Consider the following 18,612-nt stretch of genomic DNA (forward strand, 5'->3'; position numbering starts at 1 on the left):
TGAATGTAAATAAATGTATTTATTTTTTTATAAATGAGTGATAAAAGATCGCGCGGTGTTTGATAATGATTATCACAATCAATATCAAAAGCATTGCTATTGTTAAAAATCACCTGCAGTGGTCGGGACGAAAACTCACTTCGTCTACGGTCGTTTTGGCCTAATTAAAACGATAAGTCATTTATTGATATGGAAAAAAATAACAATTTACCGTTCAGTAGCTTCAACTCGCTGACTATCTTCACCGGCTTGTGTCTGAGCCTCTCTCCAACGGGTCATCTGCTTGCCGCAGACAGCACAGAGAAAAATACCGGCGAAACGCTGGTGGTCGAAGCGCAGTCTCCATCGTTGTATGCACCGACTCAATCCGCCGATCCTAAGTTTTCTCGCCCGCTCGCCGACACCACGCGAACTGTGACCATCGTCCCCGAACAGGTGATGAAAGATCAGGGCGTCACCAACCTCACCGATGCGCTGAAAAACGTTCCCGGTGTGGGTGCGTTCTTTGCGGGTGAAAATGGCAGCTCAACAACCGGCGACGCCGTCTATATGCGCGGGGTAGATACATCCAACAGCATTTATCTCGATGGCATCCGCGATATCGCCAGCGTCAGTCGCGATACCTTTAACACCGAGCAGGTTGAGGTCATTAAAGGACCGTCAGGCTCCGACTATGGGCGTAGCGCGCCGAGCGGCTCGATCAATATGATCAGCAAACAGCCGCGCCTTGACTCCGGTATCGACGCTTCCGCCAGTATCGGCAGCGCCTGGTTCCGCCGCGGTACGCTGGATATCAACCAGGCGATTGGCGACACCAGCGCCGTTCGCCTGAATCTGATGGGCGAGAAAACCCATGATGCGGGCCGTGACAAGGTGAAAAATGAGCGTTACGGCGTAGCGCCGTCGGCGGCTTTTGGTCTCGGCACCGAGAATCGCCTTTATCTTAACTACCTGCATGTGACTCAGCACAACACGCCAGATGGCGGTATTCCGACCATCGGTCTGCCGGGCTATTCCGCGCCTGATGCCAAAACTTCAGCGCTTAATCACTCCGGCAAGGTTGCCACCAGCAACTTCTACGGCACCAATTCCGATTACGATGATTCTACGACTGACACCGTGACCATGCGTTTTGAGCACGATTTCAACGACACGACCACGATCCGTAACACCACCCGCTGGTCACGCGTGAAACAGGATTATCTGATGACGGCGGTAATGGGCGGGGCGTCAAATATTTCCACAAATAGCTCCGACGACGTCGGCGACTGGACCTGGTCACGGCTGGCAAACACCAAAGACACCAGCAACAAAATCATCACCAACCAGACTAACCTGACCTCGAAGTTCTATACCGGACCTGTTGGTCACGACATCAGCACCGGGGTGGAATTCACCCGCGAAACGCAGACCAACTATGGGGTTAATTCGATCACGGCCCCGGCGGTCAATATTTATCATCCAAATAGCGATATCTCGGTCGGCGGCCTGAACCGCAACGGGGCCAACGCTAACGGGCAGACGGATACCTTCGGCATCTATGCTTTCGATACCCTGCAGATTACTCAGGACTTCGAGCTTAACGGCGGAATTCGTCTGGATAGCTATCAGACTAAATACAACAGCGCAACCGCATGCGGCGGCAGTGGACGCAGCGCTGTCGCCTGTCCGGCTGGCGTGGCGAAGAATACCCCCGTCACCACCATCGATACTTCCACCAGCGGTAACCTGGTGAACTGGAAAGCCGGGGCGCTGTACCACCTGACCGAGAACGGCAATATCTACGTGAACTACGCCGTTTCCCAACAACCGCCGGGAGGCAGCAACTTCACCCTGTCAGCAAGCAGCAACAGCGCCAACAACCCTGACTTTAAACCGCAAAAAGCGAAAACCAGCGAAGTGGGCACCAAATGGCAGTTGATGGACAAACGCCTGCTGCTGAGCGCCGCCCTGTTCCGCACCGATATTGAGAACGAGGTGGAAGCGAACGACGATGGCACCTATTCACAGTATGGTAAGAAGCGCGTTCAGGGTTACGAGATTTCTCTGGCCGGTAATATCACGCCTGACTGGCAGGTTATCGGCGGATACACGCTGCAGCACGCCAGTATCCGCGAAGGCGCGAATACCGCCCAGGATGGCACCAGCTCGCTGCCGTATACCCCAGAACACGCGTTTACCGTCTGGAGCCAGTATCAGGCCACCGATGCGATCTCAGTGGGCGCTGGCGCACGTTACGTCGGCAGCATGCACCGCGGCAAAGACGGCGCGGTCGGTACGCCATCTTATACCGAAGGCTACTGGGTGGCTGACGCTAAAGTCGGCTATCGCATTAACCGTAATCTCGACCTGCAGCTGAACGTCTACAACCTGTTTGATACCGACTATGTCGCCTCTATCAACAAAAGCGGCTATCGTTATCATCCGGGCGAACCGCGGACCTTCCTGCTCACCGCCAATATGCATTTCTGATCTACAACGGGGCGCTAACGCCCCGTTTTCTCAGGAGACAAAACCATGATGTACCATATTCCCGCCATTCTCAGCCCTGAGGAAGTCGACTACTTTGCCACCCGGCTCCAGCAGGCGGAGTGGGTTGACGGACGCGTCACCACCGGCGATCAGGGGGCCCTGGTCAAAAACAACCAGCAGGTGGATACCCGCAGCAGCCTGTACAATGAACTTCAGGGTAAAGTGCTGGCGGCGCTGAATCGCAGCTCGCTGTTTTTCGCGGCCGCGCTGCCGAAGTCGATTTCCAGCCCGCTGTTCAACCGCTACCAGCAGAGTGAAACATACGGTTTCCACGTTGACGGCGCGGTACGCAGTCAGGCTCAGGGCGGCTGGATGCGTACCGATCTTTCTGCCACGCTCTTTTTATGCGCCCCCGATAGTTACGAAGGCGGTGAACTGGTCGTTAACGACACCTACGGCCAGCACTCGGTTAAGCTCCCGGCCGGAGACCTGGTGCTCTATCCCTCAAGCAGCCTGCATTGCGTCACCCCGGTCACATCGGGCGCCAGGGTTGCCTCATTTTTATGGATCCAGTCAATGATCCGCGACGATAAACGCCGCAGCATGCTGTTTGAGCTGGATGGCAATATCCAGAAACTCAAAAGCCGCCACGGCGAAAGCGAGGAAGTGCTGTCCCTTTTAAACCTGTACCATAATCTGCTCCGCGAATGGTCAGAGATCTGAGCCTTGCCTGAGCCATTTTTCGCCCCATATTCTCTATACTGAACAGCGTTCAGGTTGCGAATAAGCGAGTCACGATGATTCCGCTTATGGCCAGGGCTCGCCACATCGGGACCAAAATGCCGCTGCGGTTTTGCCATATAACCTGCACAAATGAGATGAAAAACAAAAATAGCGGGGTGAACCATCATGGCATCAGGCTGGGCGAATGATGACGCCGTACAGCAGCAAATTGACAGCACGGTTGATGATGCGGTTGCACGGGCGAGAAATGCGCTGCCGTCGGGTAAAAGCAACAAATTTTGTGAAGAATGTGGCGAACCGATCCCGGAAGCGCGTCGACGGGCGGTAGCCGGGGTTAAATACTGCCTTCAATGCCAGCAGAATAAAGATTTACATAACAATACATTTTCAGGATATAATCGCCGTGGCTCTAAAGACAGCCAGCTTCGCTGACCGATATTTACCGTTCATTACCGCATATCCCATTATCTTTTCGAGCACGTTTTTCCGCGATCGGAGTGGCAAAATGTGCCCTTATCGCCGCCCTTACTTCGCCACCGCGTGTTTTGCTTTCGGGGATTAAAATAATTTATTAATATTCAATAAATTATTATTCATTCAAAAAATTCGATGAAGACTGTTAATTTCCTTCGATTTTATCTCTCGCCAAAAGTCGTGATACTTATCACATCGACGGAACATCGTCCCCTGAACAGAACAACCTGCGAGAGATTAACTATGAAAACCATCAAATATACTGCCGCTGCTATCGCCCTTTCCGCACTCTCCTTCGGCGCGTTTGCCGCCCAGCCAGTCACATCGGCTCAGGCAGCAAGCATGACCAAAATCGGTGTTGTCTCTGCAGAAAGAGCAACGACGCTGGATGGACTTGAAGCCAAACTGGCTGCGAAGGCGGATGCCGCTGGCGCGACCGCTTACAGCATCACCTCCGCTAACACCAATAACAAAGTTAGCGGTACCGCGGTTATCTACAAATAATCGCCTGAAATCATTGTAGTAAGACCCTGTAATGCCACTGTTTTAACCCCGAAAGATCCTTTATTACCCTTGTTTTGCCCGCCCACGCCAGTGGACGGGCTTTTTTTTATCGGCTAAATACGGTTATACGATCTCTGCAACCTTCTCCAGCCCCTGTTCCAGCGACACCGCTTCTCCGGTTGCTAACAGACAACAGGCCAGCTGAATTTTCAGCGACTGCGGTAGCGGCTCGCTACCCGCAAGGCAACGCTCAATCCAGCGCGCGGTCACTTCAGGATCTTTTGATTCCGGCAGCAAAACAGCCTGCGCTGTGGCACTATCCTGGCGCTCATTGACAACCCGCGTCGCAGCGGCTGAAATCAGGCTAATCTGTGGACAGCGCTGCGGATTGGCGTAAACTTCGCCTTCAGTACCGTGCAACAGCAATGCCCGCCCGCCGATTTCCGCAAAAAATTGCGCCACCCGCCCGACGTATTCCGGATGCGAAACGCTCGACAAACGCAATGCCGCATCTTCCGCAAACGGCGTTGCCAGCTTGGCCAGGGTGTGCGCGCTGTTGCGCACCCCCATCCGCCAGCGCATCGCCAGTTGTTTTTCCAGCGGCGGGCAAAATGCGCTTATCGGCATATAAACCGGCTGATGGCTATCTAACCGCGCCTGAGCCTGACCCGCATGACGCGTCGCTGGCATCCCCATCAGCTCGAAAATAGTTTCCGTCAGCACCCGGGTTGGATCGTGACTCACACCATGAACAATGACCGGAAAACCAAGCTTGTGCAGCATAACCGCAAGCAGAGGCGTCAGGTTTGCCTGTTTGCGCGCGCCGTTGTAGCTGGGGATCACAACCGGCATTGGCCTTGAGACCGGTGGCGTCAGTTTAATGGTATGAGCCTGCATCGCTTCATAGAAACCCTTCATCTCCGCTTCGCCTTCGCCCTTGATGCGCAGGGCAATAAGAATGCCGCCCAGTTCAAGATCAGGTACCTCGCCGTTAAGCATCCGCGAGTAGAGCGCACGGGCCGTTTCCGCATCCAGGTCGCGGGCATGGTTTTTTCCGCGGCCGACTTCTTTAATGATTTTGCTGTAGTCCATTGCAGGTTCCTCTGAACGTCTCACATCGTCGACATTGCATGGTTAACGTCGTTTGCGACGCGTCTGTTTTGCTTTAGTTTTTACTATAACTTCAGGGACGTCAGGCTGCTCTATCGGAAATACAGGTAATGCATTCAATAAACGCTTACCGTAGTTTTTGCTCAGCAGACGTTTGTCATAAATCACCACTTCACCCCAGCAGCTATGGCTACGGATCAGGCGACCAACCTGCTGAATAAGATTGAACGATGCGCTGGGGAGACTCTGGACGTCGAACGGATAGCGGTTGAGGCTTTTAAGCCATTCGCCTTCGGTTATCACCACCGGGCTGTCTATCGGCGGAAAAGCGATTTTATGGATATGCACCTGACTTAACAGCTCGCCTTTTAAATCCAGACCTTCGGCAAAGGATTGCAGGCCAACCAGTATGCTGCGCTCCCCCGCAGCAACACGCTTACGGTGCAGTTCGACCAGCCGGTAGCGCGGCTTATCGCCCTGAACCAGCAGCAGCAGGCGCAGGTCAGTCACCTGTTCGAGAAATCGTTGCATCGCTCTCCCGCTGGCAAATAGCACCAGCATACCGAGATGCTTTCTGCTCTCGACCTGCTGCCGAAAATAAGCCGCCATCTCCGCAATATGCTGCTCTTCATGCTCAATAAGCGGCTCGTAATGCATTTTAGGGATGACGATTTTGCCCTGTTCGACGTGGTTAAAAGGCGAATCCAGCGCCACAAAACGGTCCCCGGCCTGCTCTTTGAGCCCGCTCATCTCCTGCAGACGAGAAAAGCTATTCAGCGAACGTAGCGTGGCTGAAGTCACGACGATATGCGGCACGCTGCGCCAGAGCAGCTTTTCCAGCTGATCGCTGACGCGGATCCCCACGCAGTGGAACCACAGATGTATCTGCCCGTCTCGCAGATCGCGGGTGGCCCATTTGGTCACCGGCGCGCCGGAAGAGTGTGCCAGCGATGCCAGCCGCCACAGTTTGCTTTGGCTTTCCAGCATCCCCAACGCGCGATTCATCTGTAACAGAACCCGGTGCAGGCGCACCACGTCATGGCTGCCGGTTTTATCCGCAAGATCGTTGAGGAACAGTTCCGCCAGGCCACGCAGCATTTCTGTCAGTTTGACCAGCCGCTGGCAAATCTCCATCACTTCCTGAGGCAGTTCCCCCATCGGGAAGCGGTGTTCTGCCGCCTGCCCGGCAGGCATATACAGATTAAGAATATTATTCAGGGAGGAGATATGCTCAAACAACTCTTCGCAATGTGCGTTCAGACGTTCTGGATTCGCCAGCGGCGGCGTGGTTTTAGGGCGAAACTGTTCCATGCAGGTGGCGACCAGCTTAGTAAACAGATCCAGTTGCAGGCGATACCACGGCGCGGTAATTTCCGCGCTCATCTCCAGCGCGTCGCGGGCGACGTCCGGCAAATGATGGCCTTCATCAAGCACCAGCAGTAAATGCTTCGGCTCCGGCAGCACCGCTTCGCTCTCCATCGCCGCCATCACCAGCGCGTGGTTCGCCACCACCACTTCCGCCTCCTGAATTTCCCGCCGGGCGACGAAGAACGGGCATTCCCGGTAATAGTAGCAGTTACGGTTCAGGCAACTGGCTTTATCGGTGCTCAGACGGCTCCATAAAGAATCATCAATATTTTTATCGCTATGATCGCGCAGGCCGTCCCATTTATAGCTATCGAGATCGGTTTTCAGGGTCGCGCACAGCTGCTGTTCCGCCTGGTTATTGGGGGTCAGTTCGTCATCCAGAAAGGCGAGCAAATCCTGCTGCGTCGGCTCACTGCTGGCCAGCGCGGCCAGATTACGCGGGCAGACATAGCGGCCGCGGCCAAAAGCGGCGGTAAAGCGCAGGTCGGGGATAATTTTGCGCAGCAGCGGCAGATCTTTACTGTAGATTTGATCCTGTAGCGCAACGTTGGCGGTGCTGACCACCAGCGTTTTTTGATCTTCACGGGCAATGGCGATGCCGGGAATCAGGTATGACAAGGTTTTGCCGACGCCGGTCGGCGCTTCAATCGCCAGGTGCCGCCCCTCTTCCCCGGCGAGCGTCTTCGCCACATCGGCGATCATCTGCCTCTGCGGCGGACGGGGGATAAAGTCCGGAATCTGTTCCTGAAGCGCCTTATACCAGGCGGCAATTTGCGCTTTTAGCGCAGTGGTCAAAGCCATGAGAAAACCCGAATACTGTATAAACAGCCACTATTGTGCCATTTTTTCGCTAACGGAAGGAATGTCTTTCTGAGGAAACTGGAATTACGATCGAGCGTAGACATGCGAGAAGAACAGAACGTTCCGGGCAAGATCCCTTGCCCGGATAATCAAACCTGTAACGCTGACCGCGGAACCGCCGCGATAGCCACAGGAATGCGCTAATATCGCTACTCAGCAGCGCCAGGTTTGCGCGGGCGGCGGCGACGCGGCGGTCTACCGTCCTGGGTACGCGCTTTTGGCGCTTCGCCATCGTTCCGGCGCAGCGCGGACTGCTGAACGCGCCCCTGACCACCACGCCCTTGACCTCCGCGACCGCCGCCGCGCTGCTGGCGACCGTTCTGAATCGGCTCAGCCTTGATCGACGGGTCCGGCTCATAGCCAGCAAGGGCGATGCGCGGGATCTCTTTTTTCAGCAAACGTTCGATATCCCGCAGCAGTTTATGTTCATCTACGCAGACCAGCGACAGCGCTTCGCCGGTTGCCGCAGCGCGACCGGTACGACCAATGCGGTGCACATAATCTTCCGGAACGTTTGGCAGCTCGTAGTTCACGACATGCGGGAGTTCTTCAATATCCAGGCCACGCGCGGCGATATCGGTCGCCACCAGCACACGAATACCGCCGGATTTAAAGTCAGCCAGGGCGCGGGTTCGCGCGCCCTGGCTCTTGTTACCGTGAATAGCGGCGCTACGGATGCCATCTTTATTAAGCTGTTCCGCCAGATGGTTCGCGCCGTGCTTGGTACGGGTAAAGACCAGAACCTGCTGCCAGTTGCCTTCACCTATCATCTGCGACAACAGCTCACGCTTGCGCTTTTTATCGACGAAATGCACCCGTTGACTAACCTGCTCGGACGCGGTGTTGCGGCGAGCCACTTCAATTTCCAGCGGGTTATGCAGCAGTTTCTCCGCCAGCGATTTAATGTCGTCGGAGAAAGTTGCCGAGAACAGCAGATTCTGGCGTTTCGCCGGCAGTTTCGCCAGTACGCGACGAATATCGTGGATAAAGCCCATATCCAGCATTCGGTCAGCCTCATCCAGCACCAGCACTTCAACCTTATCCAGATTGACGGCATTTTGATGCTCAAGATCCAGCAGACGACCCGGCGTCGCCACCAGAATATCAACGCCGCCGCGCAGCTTCATCATTTGCGGGTTAATGCTGACGCCGCCGAAAACCACCAGAGAACGCACGTTGAGATATTTGCTGTAATCCCGCACGTTCTCACCAATCTGGGCCGCCAGTTCACGTGTTGGGGTCAGAATCAGGGCGCGCACCGGGCGGCGGCCTTTAGCATGCGGTTCTTTCTGGATCAGATGCTGAAGCAGCGGCAGCGTAAAGCCCGCCGTTTTACCGGTGCCGGTCTGGGCGCTGGCCATCAGATCGCGCCCCTGTAATACCGCAGGAATCGCCTGCTGCTGAATGGGGGTTGGCTCAACGTAGCCCTGTTCAGCGACTGCGCGCAGGATTTCAGGATTCAGGCCAAGGGAATCAAAAGACATAACAACTCCGAACCGCCCCGGCCCGTCACAGGCGTAGTTTTCAGGGAGATTATTGCGAAAGAGATGGCAAAAACCACAATGCCATGAAGGGGCGCATTCTAGCAGAATTTGTGACGGACCGCATAAAATATCCCACTGGCTTTTATCTGCAAAATAATGCTCGTCTGTTCTGCGACGAATTCAGTCGGGCAGAGGCTGGACAAGGTTACGGATTGGTCATATTCTTAATCAATCGATTGATTAATTTTTTCAGCACAATGACTTCGACCACCATAACCAGTAAAGGCGAACAGGCGAAGAGCCAGCTTATCGCAGCCGCGCTTGCCCAGTTCGGCGAATACGGCCTGCATGCCACAACCCGCGATATCGCCGCCCTGGCCGGGCAAAATATCGCCGCGATCACCTACTATTTTGGTTCCAAGGACGATCTCTACCTCGCCTGTGCCCAGTGGATTGCCGATTTTATTGAGCGAAATTTCCGCCCTCATCGCCAGTCGGCAGAGGAACTTCTCGCGCAACCTTCGCCGGATAAAGCCGCCATTCGCACCCTGATTCTGCACGCCTGCCAAAATATGATCTTGCTGCTGACCCAGGATAATACGGTGAATTTAAGCAAATTTATCTCCCGCGAACAGTTGTCGCCGACCCCGGCCTACCAGCTTATCCACGATCAGGTAATCGCCCCGCTACACTGCTATCTGACCCGTTTAATCGCCGCGTTCACCGGCCTTGACGCTAACAGCACACAACTGATTCTTCACACCCACGCGCTACTGGGGGAGGTTCTCGCCTTTCGTCTTGGTCGGGAAACGGTTCTGCGTCGCACCGGTTGGGTGGAGTTCGATCGAGAAAAAACTGAGCAAATTTTTGAGGTTATCGCTTGCCACATTGATTTCGTTCTACAGGGATTAGCGCAAAGGAGTCTGAAGTCATGAAAAAACCCCTCATCATCGTTCTGCTGCTGCTCCTTCTGGCCGCTGTGATTGGCGGTAGCTGGTGGTATCAGAGCCGTCAGCCAAAAGAGCTCACGCTATATGGCAACGTTGATATTCGTACCGTCAATCTGAGCTTCCGCGTGGGCGGGCGGCTGGCGTCGCTGAACGTTGATGAAGGCGATACGATAAAGGCCGGACAAACGCTGGGCGAGCTGGATCGCGCCCCTTATGAAAACGCGCTGCAACAGGCGCAGGCCAATGTTTCTACTGCGCAGGCGCAGTATGATCTGATGATGGCGGGATACCGTTCAGAAGAGATTGCTCAGGTTGCCGCCGCGGTCAATCAGGCGCAGGCGGCGTATGATTACGCACAGAACTTTTACCAGCGCCAGTCCGGGCTGCGTAAAAGCAGCGCCATCTCCGCTAACGATCTGGAAAATGCCCGTTCCTCACGCGATCAGGCCCTGGCCACGCTGAAATCAGCCCAGGATAAACTGCGCCAGTACCGGACCGGTAACCGCCCGCAAGAAATCGCTCAGGCCAAAGCCAGTCTTGAGCAGACGCTGGCCGCGCTGGCGCAGGCGAAACTCGACCTGCACGATACCATCCTGACCTCCCCTTCCGATGGAACGCTGATGACCCGCGCCGTCGAACCGGGCAGCATGCTCAGCGCAGGCGGCACAGTGCTGACGTTATCGTTAACCCATCCTGTTTGGGTACGCGCTTACATTGATGAAAAAAACCTCGGTCAGGCCCGACCGGGGCGCGAGGTCCTGCTCTATACCGACAGCCGGCCAAATAAACCTTACCGTGGGAAAATCGGCTTCGTCTCTCCCAGCGCGGAATTTACGCCAAAAACGGTGGAGACGCCCGATCTGCGCACCGATCTGGTTTATCGCCTGCGGATCGTGGTGACTGATGCTGATGATGCGCTACGTCAGGGAATGCCGGTCACCATCACCTTCAGTAACGGAAGCGGACAATGAATGAGGATGTCATCACGCTGAGCGGATTGACCCGACGTTTTCCGGGAATGAATCGTCCGGCCGTTGCGCCGCTGGATTGTACCCTTCGTTCCGGCTATGTAACCGGCCTGGTCGGCCCCGACGGCGCCGGGAAAACAACGCTGATGCGCATGCTTGCCGGGCTGCTGAAGGCCGACGAAGGTCGCGCAAAAGTAATCGGTTTCGATCCTGTTGCCGACGATAGCGCCCTGCACGCGGTGCTTGGCTATATGCCGCAGAAATTTGGCCTGTATGAAGATCTGACGGTCATGGAAAACCTGATCCTCTACGCCGACCTGCGCAGCGTCACCGGCGCAGCACGGGAGAAGACCTTTGCCCGACTGCTGGAGTTTACCTCACTTGGTCCCTTTACCAGCCGACTGGCGGGCAAGCTTTCCGGCGGTATGAAGCAAAAACTCGGTCTGGCCTGTACCCTTGTCGGCGAACCTCAGGTGTTGCTGCTGGACGAACCCGGCGTCGGCGTCGATCCCATCTCGCGTCGTGAATTGTGGCAAATGGTCCACGAACTGGCGGGCGACGGGATGCTGATCCTCTGGAGTACCTCCTATCTTGATGAGGCCGAACAGTGCCGTGACGTGCTGTTGATGAACGAAGGCCAGCTTCTTTACCAGGGCCCGCCAAAAGAGCTGACTCAGACGATGATGGGACGCAGTTTTTTAATCTCCAGCGCTGAGGAAAATAACCGCCGTCTGCTCCAGCGGACGCTGAAATTGCCGCAGGTGAGCGATGGCGTGATTCAGGGGAAATCGGTGCGCCTGATCCTCAAAAAAAATGCCAACATCCGCGACCTACAGAACGCCGCCGATATGCCAACGCTGGATGTGACCGAAACCGCTCCGCGCTTTGAAGACGCCTTTATTGACCTGCTCGGCGGTGCCAATACCGCTGAATCGCCGCTGGGGAAAATCATCCATACTGTTGAAGGCGCTCATGACGAGACGGTGATTGAAGCGCAGGCGCTGACGAAGAAATTCGCTGATTTCGCCGCCACCGACCATGTCGATTTCCAGGTTAAGCGCGGCGAAATCTTCGGCCTCCTCGGCCCTAACGGCGCAGGCAAGTCCACCACCTTCAAAATGATGTGCGGACTGCTGGTGCCCACCTCCGGTAAAGCGCTGGTTCTGGGCATGGATCTCAAAGTCAGCTCCGGCAAGGCGCGCCAGCATCTCGGCTATATGGCGCAGAAATTCTCACTCTATGGCAATCTTACCGTCGAGCAAAATCTGCGCTTCTTCTCCGGCGTTTACGGCCTGCGCGGGCGCCTGCAGGACGCAAAGATCGCCAGCATGAGCGAGGCTTTCGGCCTGAAAAGTATTGCCCGGCAGGCGGCCGATGACCTGCCGCTCGGTTATAAGCAGCGTCTGGCGCTGGCCTGTTCACTGATGCATGAGCCGGATATCCTGTTTCTTGATGAACCCACTTCCGGGGTCGATCCTCTCACCCGCCGCGAGTTCTGGCTGCATATCAACAGCATGGTGGATAAAGGCGTGACGGTAATGGTGACCACCCACTTTATGGATGAAGCGGAATATTGCGATCGCATCGGCCTGGTCTACCACGGCAAACTGATCGCCAGCGGTACACCGGACGACCTGAAAGCCCAGGCGGCGGATGATCAACAGCCAGACCCGACGATGGAACAAGCCTTTATTACCCTCATCCACGACTGGGATAAGGAGAACGCTGGTGAGCGCTAAAATACTATCGTGGCGGCGCGTGCGCGCCTTGTGCGTCAAAGAGACCCGGCAGATAGTCCGCGACCCCAGCAGTTGGTTGATTGCGGTGGTGATCCCGCTGCTACTGCTGTTTATTTTTGGCTATGGTATTAATCTTGACTCCAGTAAGCTGCGGGTCGGCGTATTGCTGGAACAGCAGAGTGAAGACGCGCTGGATTTCGTCCACGCCATGACCGGTTCACCCTACATTGACGCTACCATTAGCGACAACCGCCAGCAGTTAATGCAAATGATGCAGGCCGGGCAAATCCGCGCGCTGGTGGTGGTGCCGGTAGATTTCGCGCAGAAGATGGCTCGCCCAGGGGATAGCGCGCCAATCCAGCTTATCACCGATGGCAGCGAACCGAACACCGCGAATTTTGCCCAGAACTACGTCGAGGGTATCTGGCAAATCTGGCAGCAACAGCAAGCGGAAGATCGTGGTGAAACCTTCGAGCCGCTGATTGATGTCAGGGCCCGCTACTGGTTTAATCCGGCGACCATCAGTCAGCACTTTATTATCCCTGGTGCAATCACCATCATTATGACGGTAGTCGGCGCGATTCTGACTTCGCTGGTGGTGGCCCGCGAGTGGGAGCGCGGCACCATGGAGGCACTGCTGTCGACCGAAATTACCCGCGCCGAACTGCTGCTGTGTAAGCTGATCCCCTACTACTTCCTCGGCATGCTGGCGATGCTGCTTTGCATGCTGGTGGCGGTATTTATTCTCGACGTGCCGTTTCGCGGTTCGCTGATGATCCTGTTTTTTATCGCCAGTCTATTTTTACTGAGTACGCTGGGAATGGGGCTACTGATTTCCACTATCACCCGCAACCAGTTCAACGCCGCCCAGGTCGCGCTAAATGCCGCATTTTTGCCGTCAATTATGTTGTCCGGATTTATTTTTCAGATAGACAGTATGCCAGCGATAATCCGCGCGGTGACCTACGTGATCCCGGCGCGCTATTTTGTCAGCACCCTGCAAAGCCTGTTTCTGGCGGGCAATATTCCGGTGGTGCTGCTGGTAAACGTCATGTTCCTGATCGCTTCAGCGGTGATGTTTATCGGCCTGACGTGGCTGAAAACCCGACGTCGACTGGATTAATCCTGGCCCGCGTATTTTGCCCGGCGGCGCCATGGGTACCGGACCTGCGGGCCATGCAGACCCGGTAAGCGCAGCGCCACCCGACATGAGGACGGTACTATGTTTCATCGCTTATGGACACTGATCCGCAAAGAGTTGCAGTCGCTGTTGCGCGAACCGCAAACGCGGGCGATTTTGATTATGCCAGTGCTGATTCAGGTGCTGTTGTTTCCTTTCGCCGCGACGCTGGAAGTCACCAATGCCACCATCGCTGTCTATAGCGAAGACAACGGCCAGCACGCGGTGGAACTGACTCAGCGCTTCGCTCGCGCCAAAGCCTTCCCCCACGTCCTGTTGCTGAAAAGCCCGCAGGAGATAGGGCCAACCATCAATGAACAAAAAGCGCTACTGGTCGTGCGCTTTCCGCCGGATTTCTCGCGCAATCTGGATAGCTGGCAGGCCGCGCAGCTCCAGCTACTGCTGGATGGACGGAATTCGAATAGCGCGCAAATCGCCGCTAACTATCTCCAGCAGATTGTTAAAAACTATCAGCAGGAACTGATGGCGGGAAAAACAACCCTGAACAACAGTGAGCTGGTCGTGCGTAACTGGTATAACCCGAATCTCGATTACAAATGGTTCGTAGTACCGTCGCTGATCGCGATGATCACCACTATCGGCGTGCTGATCGTCACCTCCCTTTCCGTTGCCCGCGAACGCGAACAGGGCACGCTCGATCAGTTGCTGGTCTCGCCGCTGGCGACCTGGCAGATTTTTATCGGCAAAGCGGTACCGGCACTGATTGTCGCCACTCTGCAGGCAACCATCGTACTGGTCGTGGGGATCTGGGGCTATCAGATTCCCTTTGCCGGTTCGCTGCTGCTATTTTACTTCACGATGATTATTTATGGCTTATCGCTGGTAGGATTCGGGCTGCTGATTTCATCGCTGTGCTCCACGCAGCAGCAGGCGTTTATCGGCGTATTCGTCTTTATGATGCCGGCGATTCTGCTCTCGGGCTACGTTTCGCCAGTGGAGAATATGCCGCAATGGTTACAGGACGTCACGTGGATAAATCCTATCCGTCACTTTACCGATATCACCAAGCAGATCTATCTGAAGGATGCGAGTCTGGAAATTGTATGGGGAAGTTTGTGGCCGCTATTAGTCATAGCGGCCACCACTGGCTCAGTTGCGTATGCGATGTTTCGCAGAAAGATTGCCTGATTCCCGCCATCGTTCAAACCACAACGGACAGGCTGTCCTGTTGCATAGCTACCGATGCTTCTGGGGATTCACGGCGCTGTCGCCTTGCTGTAGCCCGAAAGCTTTAGGGTAGCGGTTTTTATCTTTCGCCAGCAGCGACACAATCGCCGGACCGGCCAGTATTGCCAGCCCGGCAAGGGCCAACAGCAGATTATTGTGCAGCACGCGCGACAGCAGCCACAGCACGATAACCGCCGCGCCGAAGTACCAGGTGGTGGTGAGTTCCTCAAGGAAATCACCCACATCGCGCCAGCGCTCATCGTGGTGACGCTGCAAAAACAGCATCGCCAGTAGCGTGACGCCATACAGCACACACAAACCTAACCCGACACGTACCAGCGCGCCGCTCATCCAGCCTGCCACCAGTACCGCCACGACCAGTAGATGCAACATAATCTGCCAGCAACTAAGACCCGTTGCGACGCGTACACGTTGTTGCCACTTCATGGCTTCTCTCCTGAAGGATTTTTCTCTGCTACTCAGAGTACCGCACTTTACGGAAAATTCCGTATCGCCGCATCTTTTTGTGACCTCGACTACACTATTTTATTCAGGAAAGCGACATTGACTGGAGAAATATGACCGAGCAAACGCGGCGATTTTCGTTAAACGTGCTGACAATTAACACCCATAAAGGCTTTACCGCGTTTAACCGACGCTTCATTTTGCCCGAATTACGCGAAGCGGTACGCAGCGTCAGAGCCGACATTGTTTGCCTGCAGGAAGTGATGGGCGCGCACGAAATTTATCCGTTGCGGTTCGAAAACTGGCCGGAGACGCCCCACTATGAATTTCTCGCCGACACGATGTGGAACAATTATGCCTATGGGCGCAATGCCGTTTATCCGGAAGGGCATCACGGCAATGCGGTGCTGTCGCGCTTTCCTATCGAACATTATCAAAACCTTGACGTTTCGGTCGGTAATAGCGAAAAACGCGGCCTGCTCTACTGCCGCATCGTGCCGCCCGAAAGCGAAACAACGCTCCATTTGATCTGCGTGCATCTGGGGCTGCGCGCGCATCAGCGTCAGGCCCAGCTCGCAATGCTGGCGTCGTGGGTGAACAGCCTCCCCACGGGGGAGCCGGTTGTGGTAGCGGGGGATTTTAACGACTGGCGGCAACAGGCTAACCGGCAGCTCAAAACGCAGGCCGGTCTGGACGAAATTTTTACCCGCGCCAGGGGACGCCCGGCGCGGACTTTTCCGGTCCGTTTCCCGCTGCTGCGCCTCGATCGCATTTATGTCAAAAATGCACATGCCAGCCGACCTCAAATGCTGGCCTTAAAACAGTGGCGTCATCTGTCCGATCATGCACCGCTTAGCGTGGAGATTTATCTGTGAAATGTCGCTGGCAGGAAGGAAACCGCATTCAGCTCTTAGAAAACGGCGATAACTATTATCCGGCGGTATTTGCCGCTATTGGTCGCGCGCGACAGCGGGTGATCCTCGAATCCTTTATCTGGTTTGAAGATGACGTTGGCTGGCAACTCCATGCGGTGCTGCTACGGGCTGCCCGGCGCGGCGTTCGCGTGGAAGTTCTGCTCGACGGCTACGGCTCACCGGATTTAAGCGATCGTTTTGTCGGCGAGCTCACCGCGGCCGGGGTGATTTTTCGCTACTACGACCCGCGCCCACGCATGTTCGGCATGCGTACCAATTTGTTCCGCCGCATGCATCGCAAAATCGTGGTAATCGACGACGTCATCGCCTTTGTCGGCGGAATTAACTACTCCGCCGAGCATATGACCGGTTACGGCCCGGAGGCCAAACAGGATTACGCCGTCCAGGTCGAAGGGCCGGTCGTACTCGACATTCTGCAATTTGAACTCGACAATCTGCCCGCCAGCGAAGCCACGCGCCGCTGGTGGTGGCGGCGTCGACATAAGCCCGAAGTTAACCTTCATCCCGGCGAGGCTCAGGCGCTGTTTATCTGGCGTGACAATCAGGAACATCGCGACGATATTGAACGTCACTATCTGAAGATGCTGACCAGCGCACGCCGGGAAGTGATTATCGCCAACGCCTACTTCTTTCCCGGTTACCGGCTGCTGCACGCCATGCGCAACGCCGCCCGCCGCGGCGTGCGCGTCAAGTTAATCGTTCAGGGTGAGCCGGATATCCCGATTGTCAAATTCGGCGCACGCTTGCTCTACCATTACCTGGTCAAAGGCGGGGTACAGATTTTTGAATATCGCCGCCGCCCGCTACATGGCAAAGTCGCGCTGGCGGACGACCACTGGGCGACTGTCGGATCCAGCAACCTCGATCCGCTCAGCCTGTCGCTGAATCTGGAAGCCAACCTGGTTATCCACGACCGCGAGTTTAATCAGACGCTGCGCGACAATCTAAACGGATTGATCGCCAACGACTGCCGCCAGGTTGATAAGCGCATTCTTTCCAGACGCACCGGATGGCGGCTCGGCGTCAGCGTCCTGGCATTTCACTTCCTGCGCCATTTCCCGGCCTGGGTCGGCTGGCTACCGGCGCATACGCCGCGACTGTCGCGCGTCCCGCCGCCGGTACAGCCAGAAATAGAAACTCAGGACCGGGCAGAACCCGAAAACCAGGAGGTAAAACCCTGATGGCAAAATCGCACCCACGCTGGCGCAGGGTGAAAAAAATCCTTACGGCGCTCTTTTTTATCGCCGTGGTCGTGCTGCTGGTGATCTACGCGCAAAAAATTAACTGGCAGGAAGTCTGGAAAGTTATTCGCGACTATAATCGCGCGGCGCTGCTTAGCGCAATCGGCCTGGCTATCGCCAGCTACCTGATTTACGGCTGCTACGATCTGCTTGGGCGCGCATATTGCGGCCACAGGCTGGCAAAGCGGCAGGTGATGCTGGTGTCATTTATCTGCTATGCCTTTAACCTGACGCTCAGCACCTGGGTTGGCGGTATCGGCATGCGCTATCGGCTTTACTCGCGTCTGGGGCTTAGCGGAGGCACCATTACCCGGATCTTCTCCCTGAGCATTACCACCAACTGGCTGGGGTATATCCTGCTCGGCGGCATCATCTTTAGCGCCGGGATGGTGCAGGTCCCGGAACGCTGGTATATCAGCCAGCAGTCGCTACAGATTCTGGGCACCGTTTTACTGCTGGTTTCCACGTGCTATTTATGGGCCTGCGCCTTCGCTAAAAAACGTCACCTGACGATCAAAGGCCAGCGGCTGGTACTGCCTTCCTGGCGATTCGCGCTGCTGCAGATGACGGTTTCCAGCCTCAACTGGATGGCGATGGGAGCGATTATCTGGTTATTGTTGGGGCCGCAGGTCGACTATTTCCTGGTGCTTGGCGTGCTGCTGGTCAGCAGTATCGCTGGCGTCATCGTGCATATTCCTGCCGGTATTGGCGTTCTCGAAGGGGTGTTTATCGCCATGCTGTCCGGAGAGGAGATCTCCCGTGGCGCCATTATTGCCGCCTTGCTCGCGTATCGCACATTGTATTATTTCCTGCCCCTGCTGTTCGCAACCATCGGTTATCTGATTCTGGAGAGTCAGGCAAAACATTTGCGGGAAAAGAATCAGCGCAGGCTGGCAGGAGAGAAGTGAAAATCCCCCAGTCACGAATTA

Annotated in this window: 16 protein-coding genes; 12 read left to right on the forward strand and 4 right to left on the reverse strand. The window is 55.5% G+C overall.

The window, feature by feature from the left end; translation table 11 throughout:
* Positions 1 to 189 precede the first annotated feature (189 nt).
* From FE839_RS09420 to ybiJ, 4 genes are all read left to right on the forward strand, one after another.
* A complete protein-coding gene (locus FE839_RS09420; protein WP_138360575.1) occupies positions 190 to 2,472 on the forward strand; it encodes a catecholate siderophore receptor Fiu in 2,283 nt (760 codons plus the stop codon).
* Positions 2,473 to 2,517: 45 nt separating this feature from the next.
* A complete protein-coding gene (gene ybiX / locus FE839_RS09425) occupies positions 2,518 to 3,195 on the forward strand; it encodes a PKHD-type hydroxylase YbiX (protein ID WP_138360576.1) in 678 nt (225 codons plus the stop codon).
* Positions 3,196 to 3,381: 186 nt separating this feature from the next.
* Positions 3,382 to 3,648 carry a DksA/TraR family C4-type zinc finger protein gene (locus tag FE839_RS09430; RefSeq protein ID WP_138360577.1) on the forward strand — a complete coding sequence of 89 codons (267 nt, stop codon included), beginning with the start codon at positions 3,382 to 3,384 and terminating at the stop codon, positions 3,646 to 3,648.
* 285 nt (positions 3,649 to 3,933) lie between these two features.
* The gene (gene ybiJ / locus FE839_RS09435) at positions 3,934 to 4,194 is read left to right on the forward strand and encodes a DUF1471 family protein YbiJ (protein ID WP_138360578.1); all 261 of its coding nucleotides are present in this window, start codon (positions 3,934 to 3,936) and stop codon (positions 4,192 to 4,194) included.
* A gap of 123 nt (positions 4,195 to 4,317) precedes the next feature.
* Here ybiJ and ybiB read toward each other — a convergent pair whose 3' ends face one another.
* The 3 genes from ybiB to rhlE all read right to left on the reverse strand — a co-directional run bounded on the left by ybiB (position 4,318) and on the right by rhlE (position 9,017).
* Positions 4,318 to 5,286: a DNA-binding protein YbiB gene (ybiB, locus tag FE839_RS09440; RefSeq protein ID WP_138360579.1), complete on the reverse strand. Its 969-nt coding sequence runs from the start codon at positions 5,284 to 5,286 to the stop codon at positions 4,318 to 4,320.
* A gap of 42 nt (positions 5,287 to 5,328) precedes the next feature.
* Positions 5,329 to 7,473 (reverse strand): ATP-dependent DNA helicase DinG, encoded by a 2,145-nt coding sequence (dinG, locus tag FE839_RS09445; protein WP_138360580.1) that lies wholly within the window; start codon positions 7,471 to 7,473, stop codon positions 5,329 to 5,331.
* Between the two features lie 209 nt (positions 7,474 to 7,682).
* Positions 7,683 to 9,017, reverse strand: coding sequence for an ATP-dependent RNA helicase RhlE (gene rhlE / locus FE839_RS09450; protein WP_138360581.1), 1,335 nt, complete (start codon positions 9,015 to 9,017; stop codon positions 7,683 to 7,685).
* Between the two features lie 257 nt (positions 9,018 to 9,274).
* Here rhlE and cecR point away from each other — a divergent pair, with 257 nt between their 5' ends.
* From cecR to FE839_RS09475, 5 genes are all read left to right on the forward strand, one after another.
* Complete coding sequence (cecR, locus tag FE839_RS09455) at positions 9,275 to 9,952, forward strand: transcriptional regulator CecR (RefSeq protein ID WP_138360582.1); 678 nt, start codon at positions 9,275 to 9,277, stop codon at positions 9,950 to 9,952.
* Entirely contained in the window at positions 9,949 to 10,938 is a 990-nt protein-coding gene (gene hlyD / locus FE839_RS09460) for a secretion protein HlyD (protein ID WP_138360583.1), read from the forward strand. The genes cecR and hlyD overlap by 4 nt, the downstream gene beginning before the upstream one ends.
* Positions 10,935 to 12,674, forward strand: coding sequence for an ATP-binding cassette domain-containing protein (locus FE839_RS09465; RefSeq protein ID WP_138360584.1), 1,740 nt, complete (start codon positions 10,935 to 10,937; stop codon positions 12,672 to 12,674). Before hlyD ends, FE839_RS09465 begins: the two co-directional genes overlap by 4 nt.
* Positions 12,664 to 13,797, forward strand: coding sequence for an ABC transporter permease (locus FE839_RS09470; RefSeq protein ID WP_138360585.1), 1,134 nt, complete (start codon positions 12,664 to 12,666; stop codon positions 13,795 to 13,797). The genes FE839_RS09465 and FE839_RS09470 overlap by 11 nt, the downstream gene beginning before the upstream one ends.
* A gap of 99 nt (positions 13,798 to 13,896) precedes the next feature.
* Positions 13,897 to 15,003 carry an ABC transporter permease gene (locus FE839_RS09475; protein WP_138360586.1) on the forward strand — a complete coding sequence of 369 codons (1,107 nt, stop codon included), beginning with the start codon at positions 13,897 to 13,899 and terminating at the stop codon, positions 15,001 to 15,003.
* Between the two features lie 48 nt (positions 15,004 to 15,051).
* Here FE839_RS09475 and FE839_RS09480 read toward each other — a convergent pair whose 3' ends face one another.
* Positions 15,052 to 15,489, reverse strand: coding sequence for a YbhQ family protein (locus FE839_RS09480; RefSeq protein WP_138360587.1), 438 nt, complete (start codon positions 15,487 to 15,489; stop codon positions 15,052 to 15,054).
* A 131-nt stretch (positions 15,490 to 15,620) separates the two neighbouring features.
* Here FE839_RS09480 and FE839_RS09485 point away from each other — a divergent pair, with 131 nt between their 5' ends.
* The 3 genes from FE839_RS09485 to FE839_RS09495 are packed head-to-tail and all read left to right on the forward strand — an operon-like array spanning position 15,621 to position 18,591.
* Entirely contained in the window at positions 15,621 to 16,382 is a 762-nt protein-coding gene (locus FE839_RS09485) for an endonuclease/exonuclease/phosphatase family protein (RefSeq protein WP_138360588.1), read from the forward strand.
* Positions 16,379 to 17,623: a cardiolipin synthase ClsB gene (clsB, locus tag FE839_RS09490; protein WP_138360589.1), complete on the forward strand. Its 1,245-nt coding sequence runs from the start codon at positions 16,379 to 16,381 to the stop codon at positions 17,621 to 17,623. The genes FE839_RS09485 and clsB overlap by 4 nt, the downstream gene beginning before the upstream one ends.
* The gene (locus FE839_RS09495; protein ID WP_138360590.1) at positions 17,623 to 18,591 is read left to right on the forward strand and encodes a lysylphosphatidylglycerol synthase domain-containing protein; all 969 of its coding nucleotides are present in this window, start codon (positions 17,623 to 17,625) and stop codon (positions 18,589 to 18,591) included. Before clsB ends, FE839_RS09495 begins: the two co-directional genes overlap by 1 nt.
* Positions 18,592 to 18,612: the final 21 nt, after the last annotated feature.

Origin of the sequence: Klebsiella indica, assembly GCF_005860775.1 — a bacterium.
In the GTDB taxonomy this organism is placed as follows: domain Bacteria; phylum Pseudomonadota; class Gammaproteobacteria; order Enterobacterales; family Enterobacteriaceae; genus Klebsiella; species Klebsiella indica.

Excerpts from the sequence above, each read along its gene's own strand:
- ybiB (WP_138360579.1), bottom strand. The coding sequence starts at position 5,286 with ATGGACTACAGCAAAATCATTAAAGAAGTCGGCCGCGGAAAAAACCAT.
- FE839_RS09420 (WP_138360575.1), top strand. The coding sequence starts at position 190 with ATGGAAAAAAATAACAATTTACCGTTCAGTAGCTTCAACTCGCTGACT.
- FE839_RS09465 (WP_138360584.1), top strand. The coding sequence starts at position 10,935 with ATGAATGAGGATGTCATCACGCTGAGCGGATTGACCCGACGTTTTCCG.
- ybiX (WP_138360576.1), top strand. The coding sequence starts at position 2,518 with ATGATGTACCATATTCCCGCCATTCTCAGCCCTGAGGAAGTCGACTAC.
- FE839_RS09480 (WP_138360587.1), bottom strand. The coding sequence starts at position 15,489 with ATGAAGTGGCAACAACGTGTACGCGTCGCAACGGGTCTTAGTTGCTGG.
- FE839_RS09430 (WP_138360577.1), top strand. The coding sequence starts at position 3,382 with ATGGCATCAGGCTGGGCGAATGATGACGCCGTACAGCAGCAAATTGAC.
- cecR (WP_138360582.1), top strand. The coding sequence starts at position 9,275 with ATGACTTCGACCACCATAACCAGTAAAGGCGAACAGGCGAAGAGCCAG.
- rhlE (WP_138360581.1), bottom strand. The coding sequence starts at position 9,017 with ATGTCTTTTGATTCCCTTGGCCTGAATCCTGAAATCCTGCGCGCAGTC.
- dinG (WP_138360580.1), bottom strand. The coding sequence starts at position 7,473 with ATGGCTTTGACCACTGCGCTAAAAGCGCAAATTGCCGCCTGGTATAAG.
- hlyD (WP_138360583.1), top strand. The coding sequence starts at position 9,949 with ATGAAAAAACCCCTCATCATCGTTCTGCTGCTGCTCCTTCTGGCCGCT.
- FE839_RS09485 (WP_138360588.1), top strand. The coding sequence starts at position 15,621 with ATGACCGAGCAAACGCGGCGATTTTCGTTAAACGTGCTGACAATTAAC.
- FE839_RS09475 (WP_138360586.1), top strand. The coding sequence starts at position 13,897 with ATGTTTCATCGCTTATGGACACTGATCCGCAAAGAGTTGCAGTCGCTG.
- ybiJ (WP_138360578.1), top strand. The coding sequence starts at position 3,934 with ATGAAAACCATCAAATATACTGCCGCTGCTATCGCCCTTTCCGCACTC.
- FE839_RS09495 (WP_138360590.1), top strand. The coding sequence starts at position 17,623 with ATGGCAAAATCGCACCCACGCTGGCGCAGGGTGAAAAAAATCCTTACG.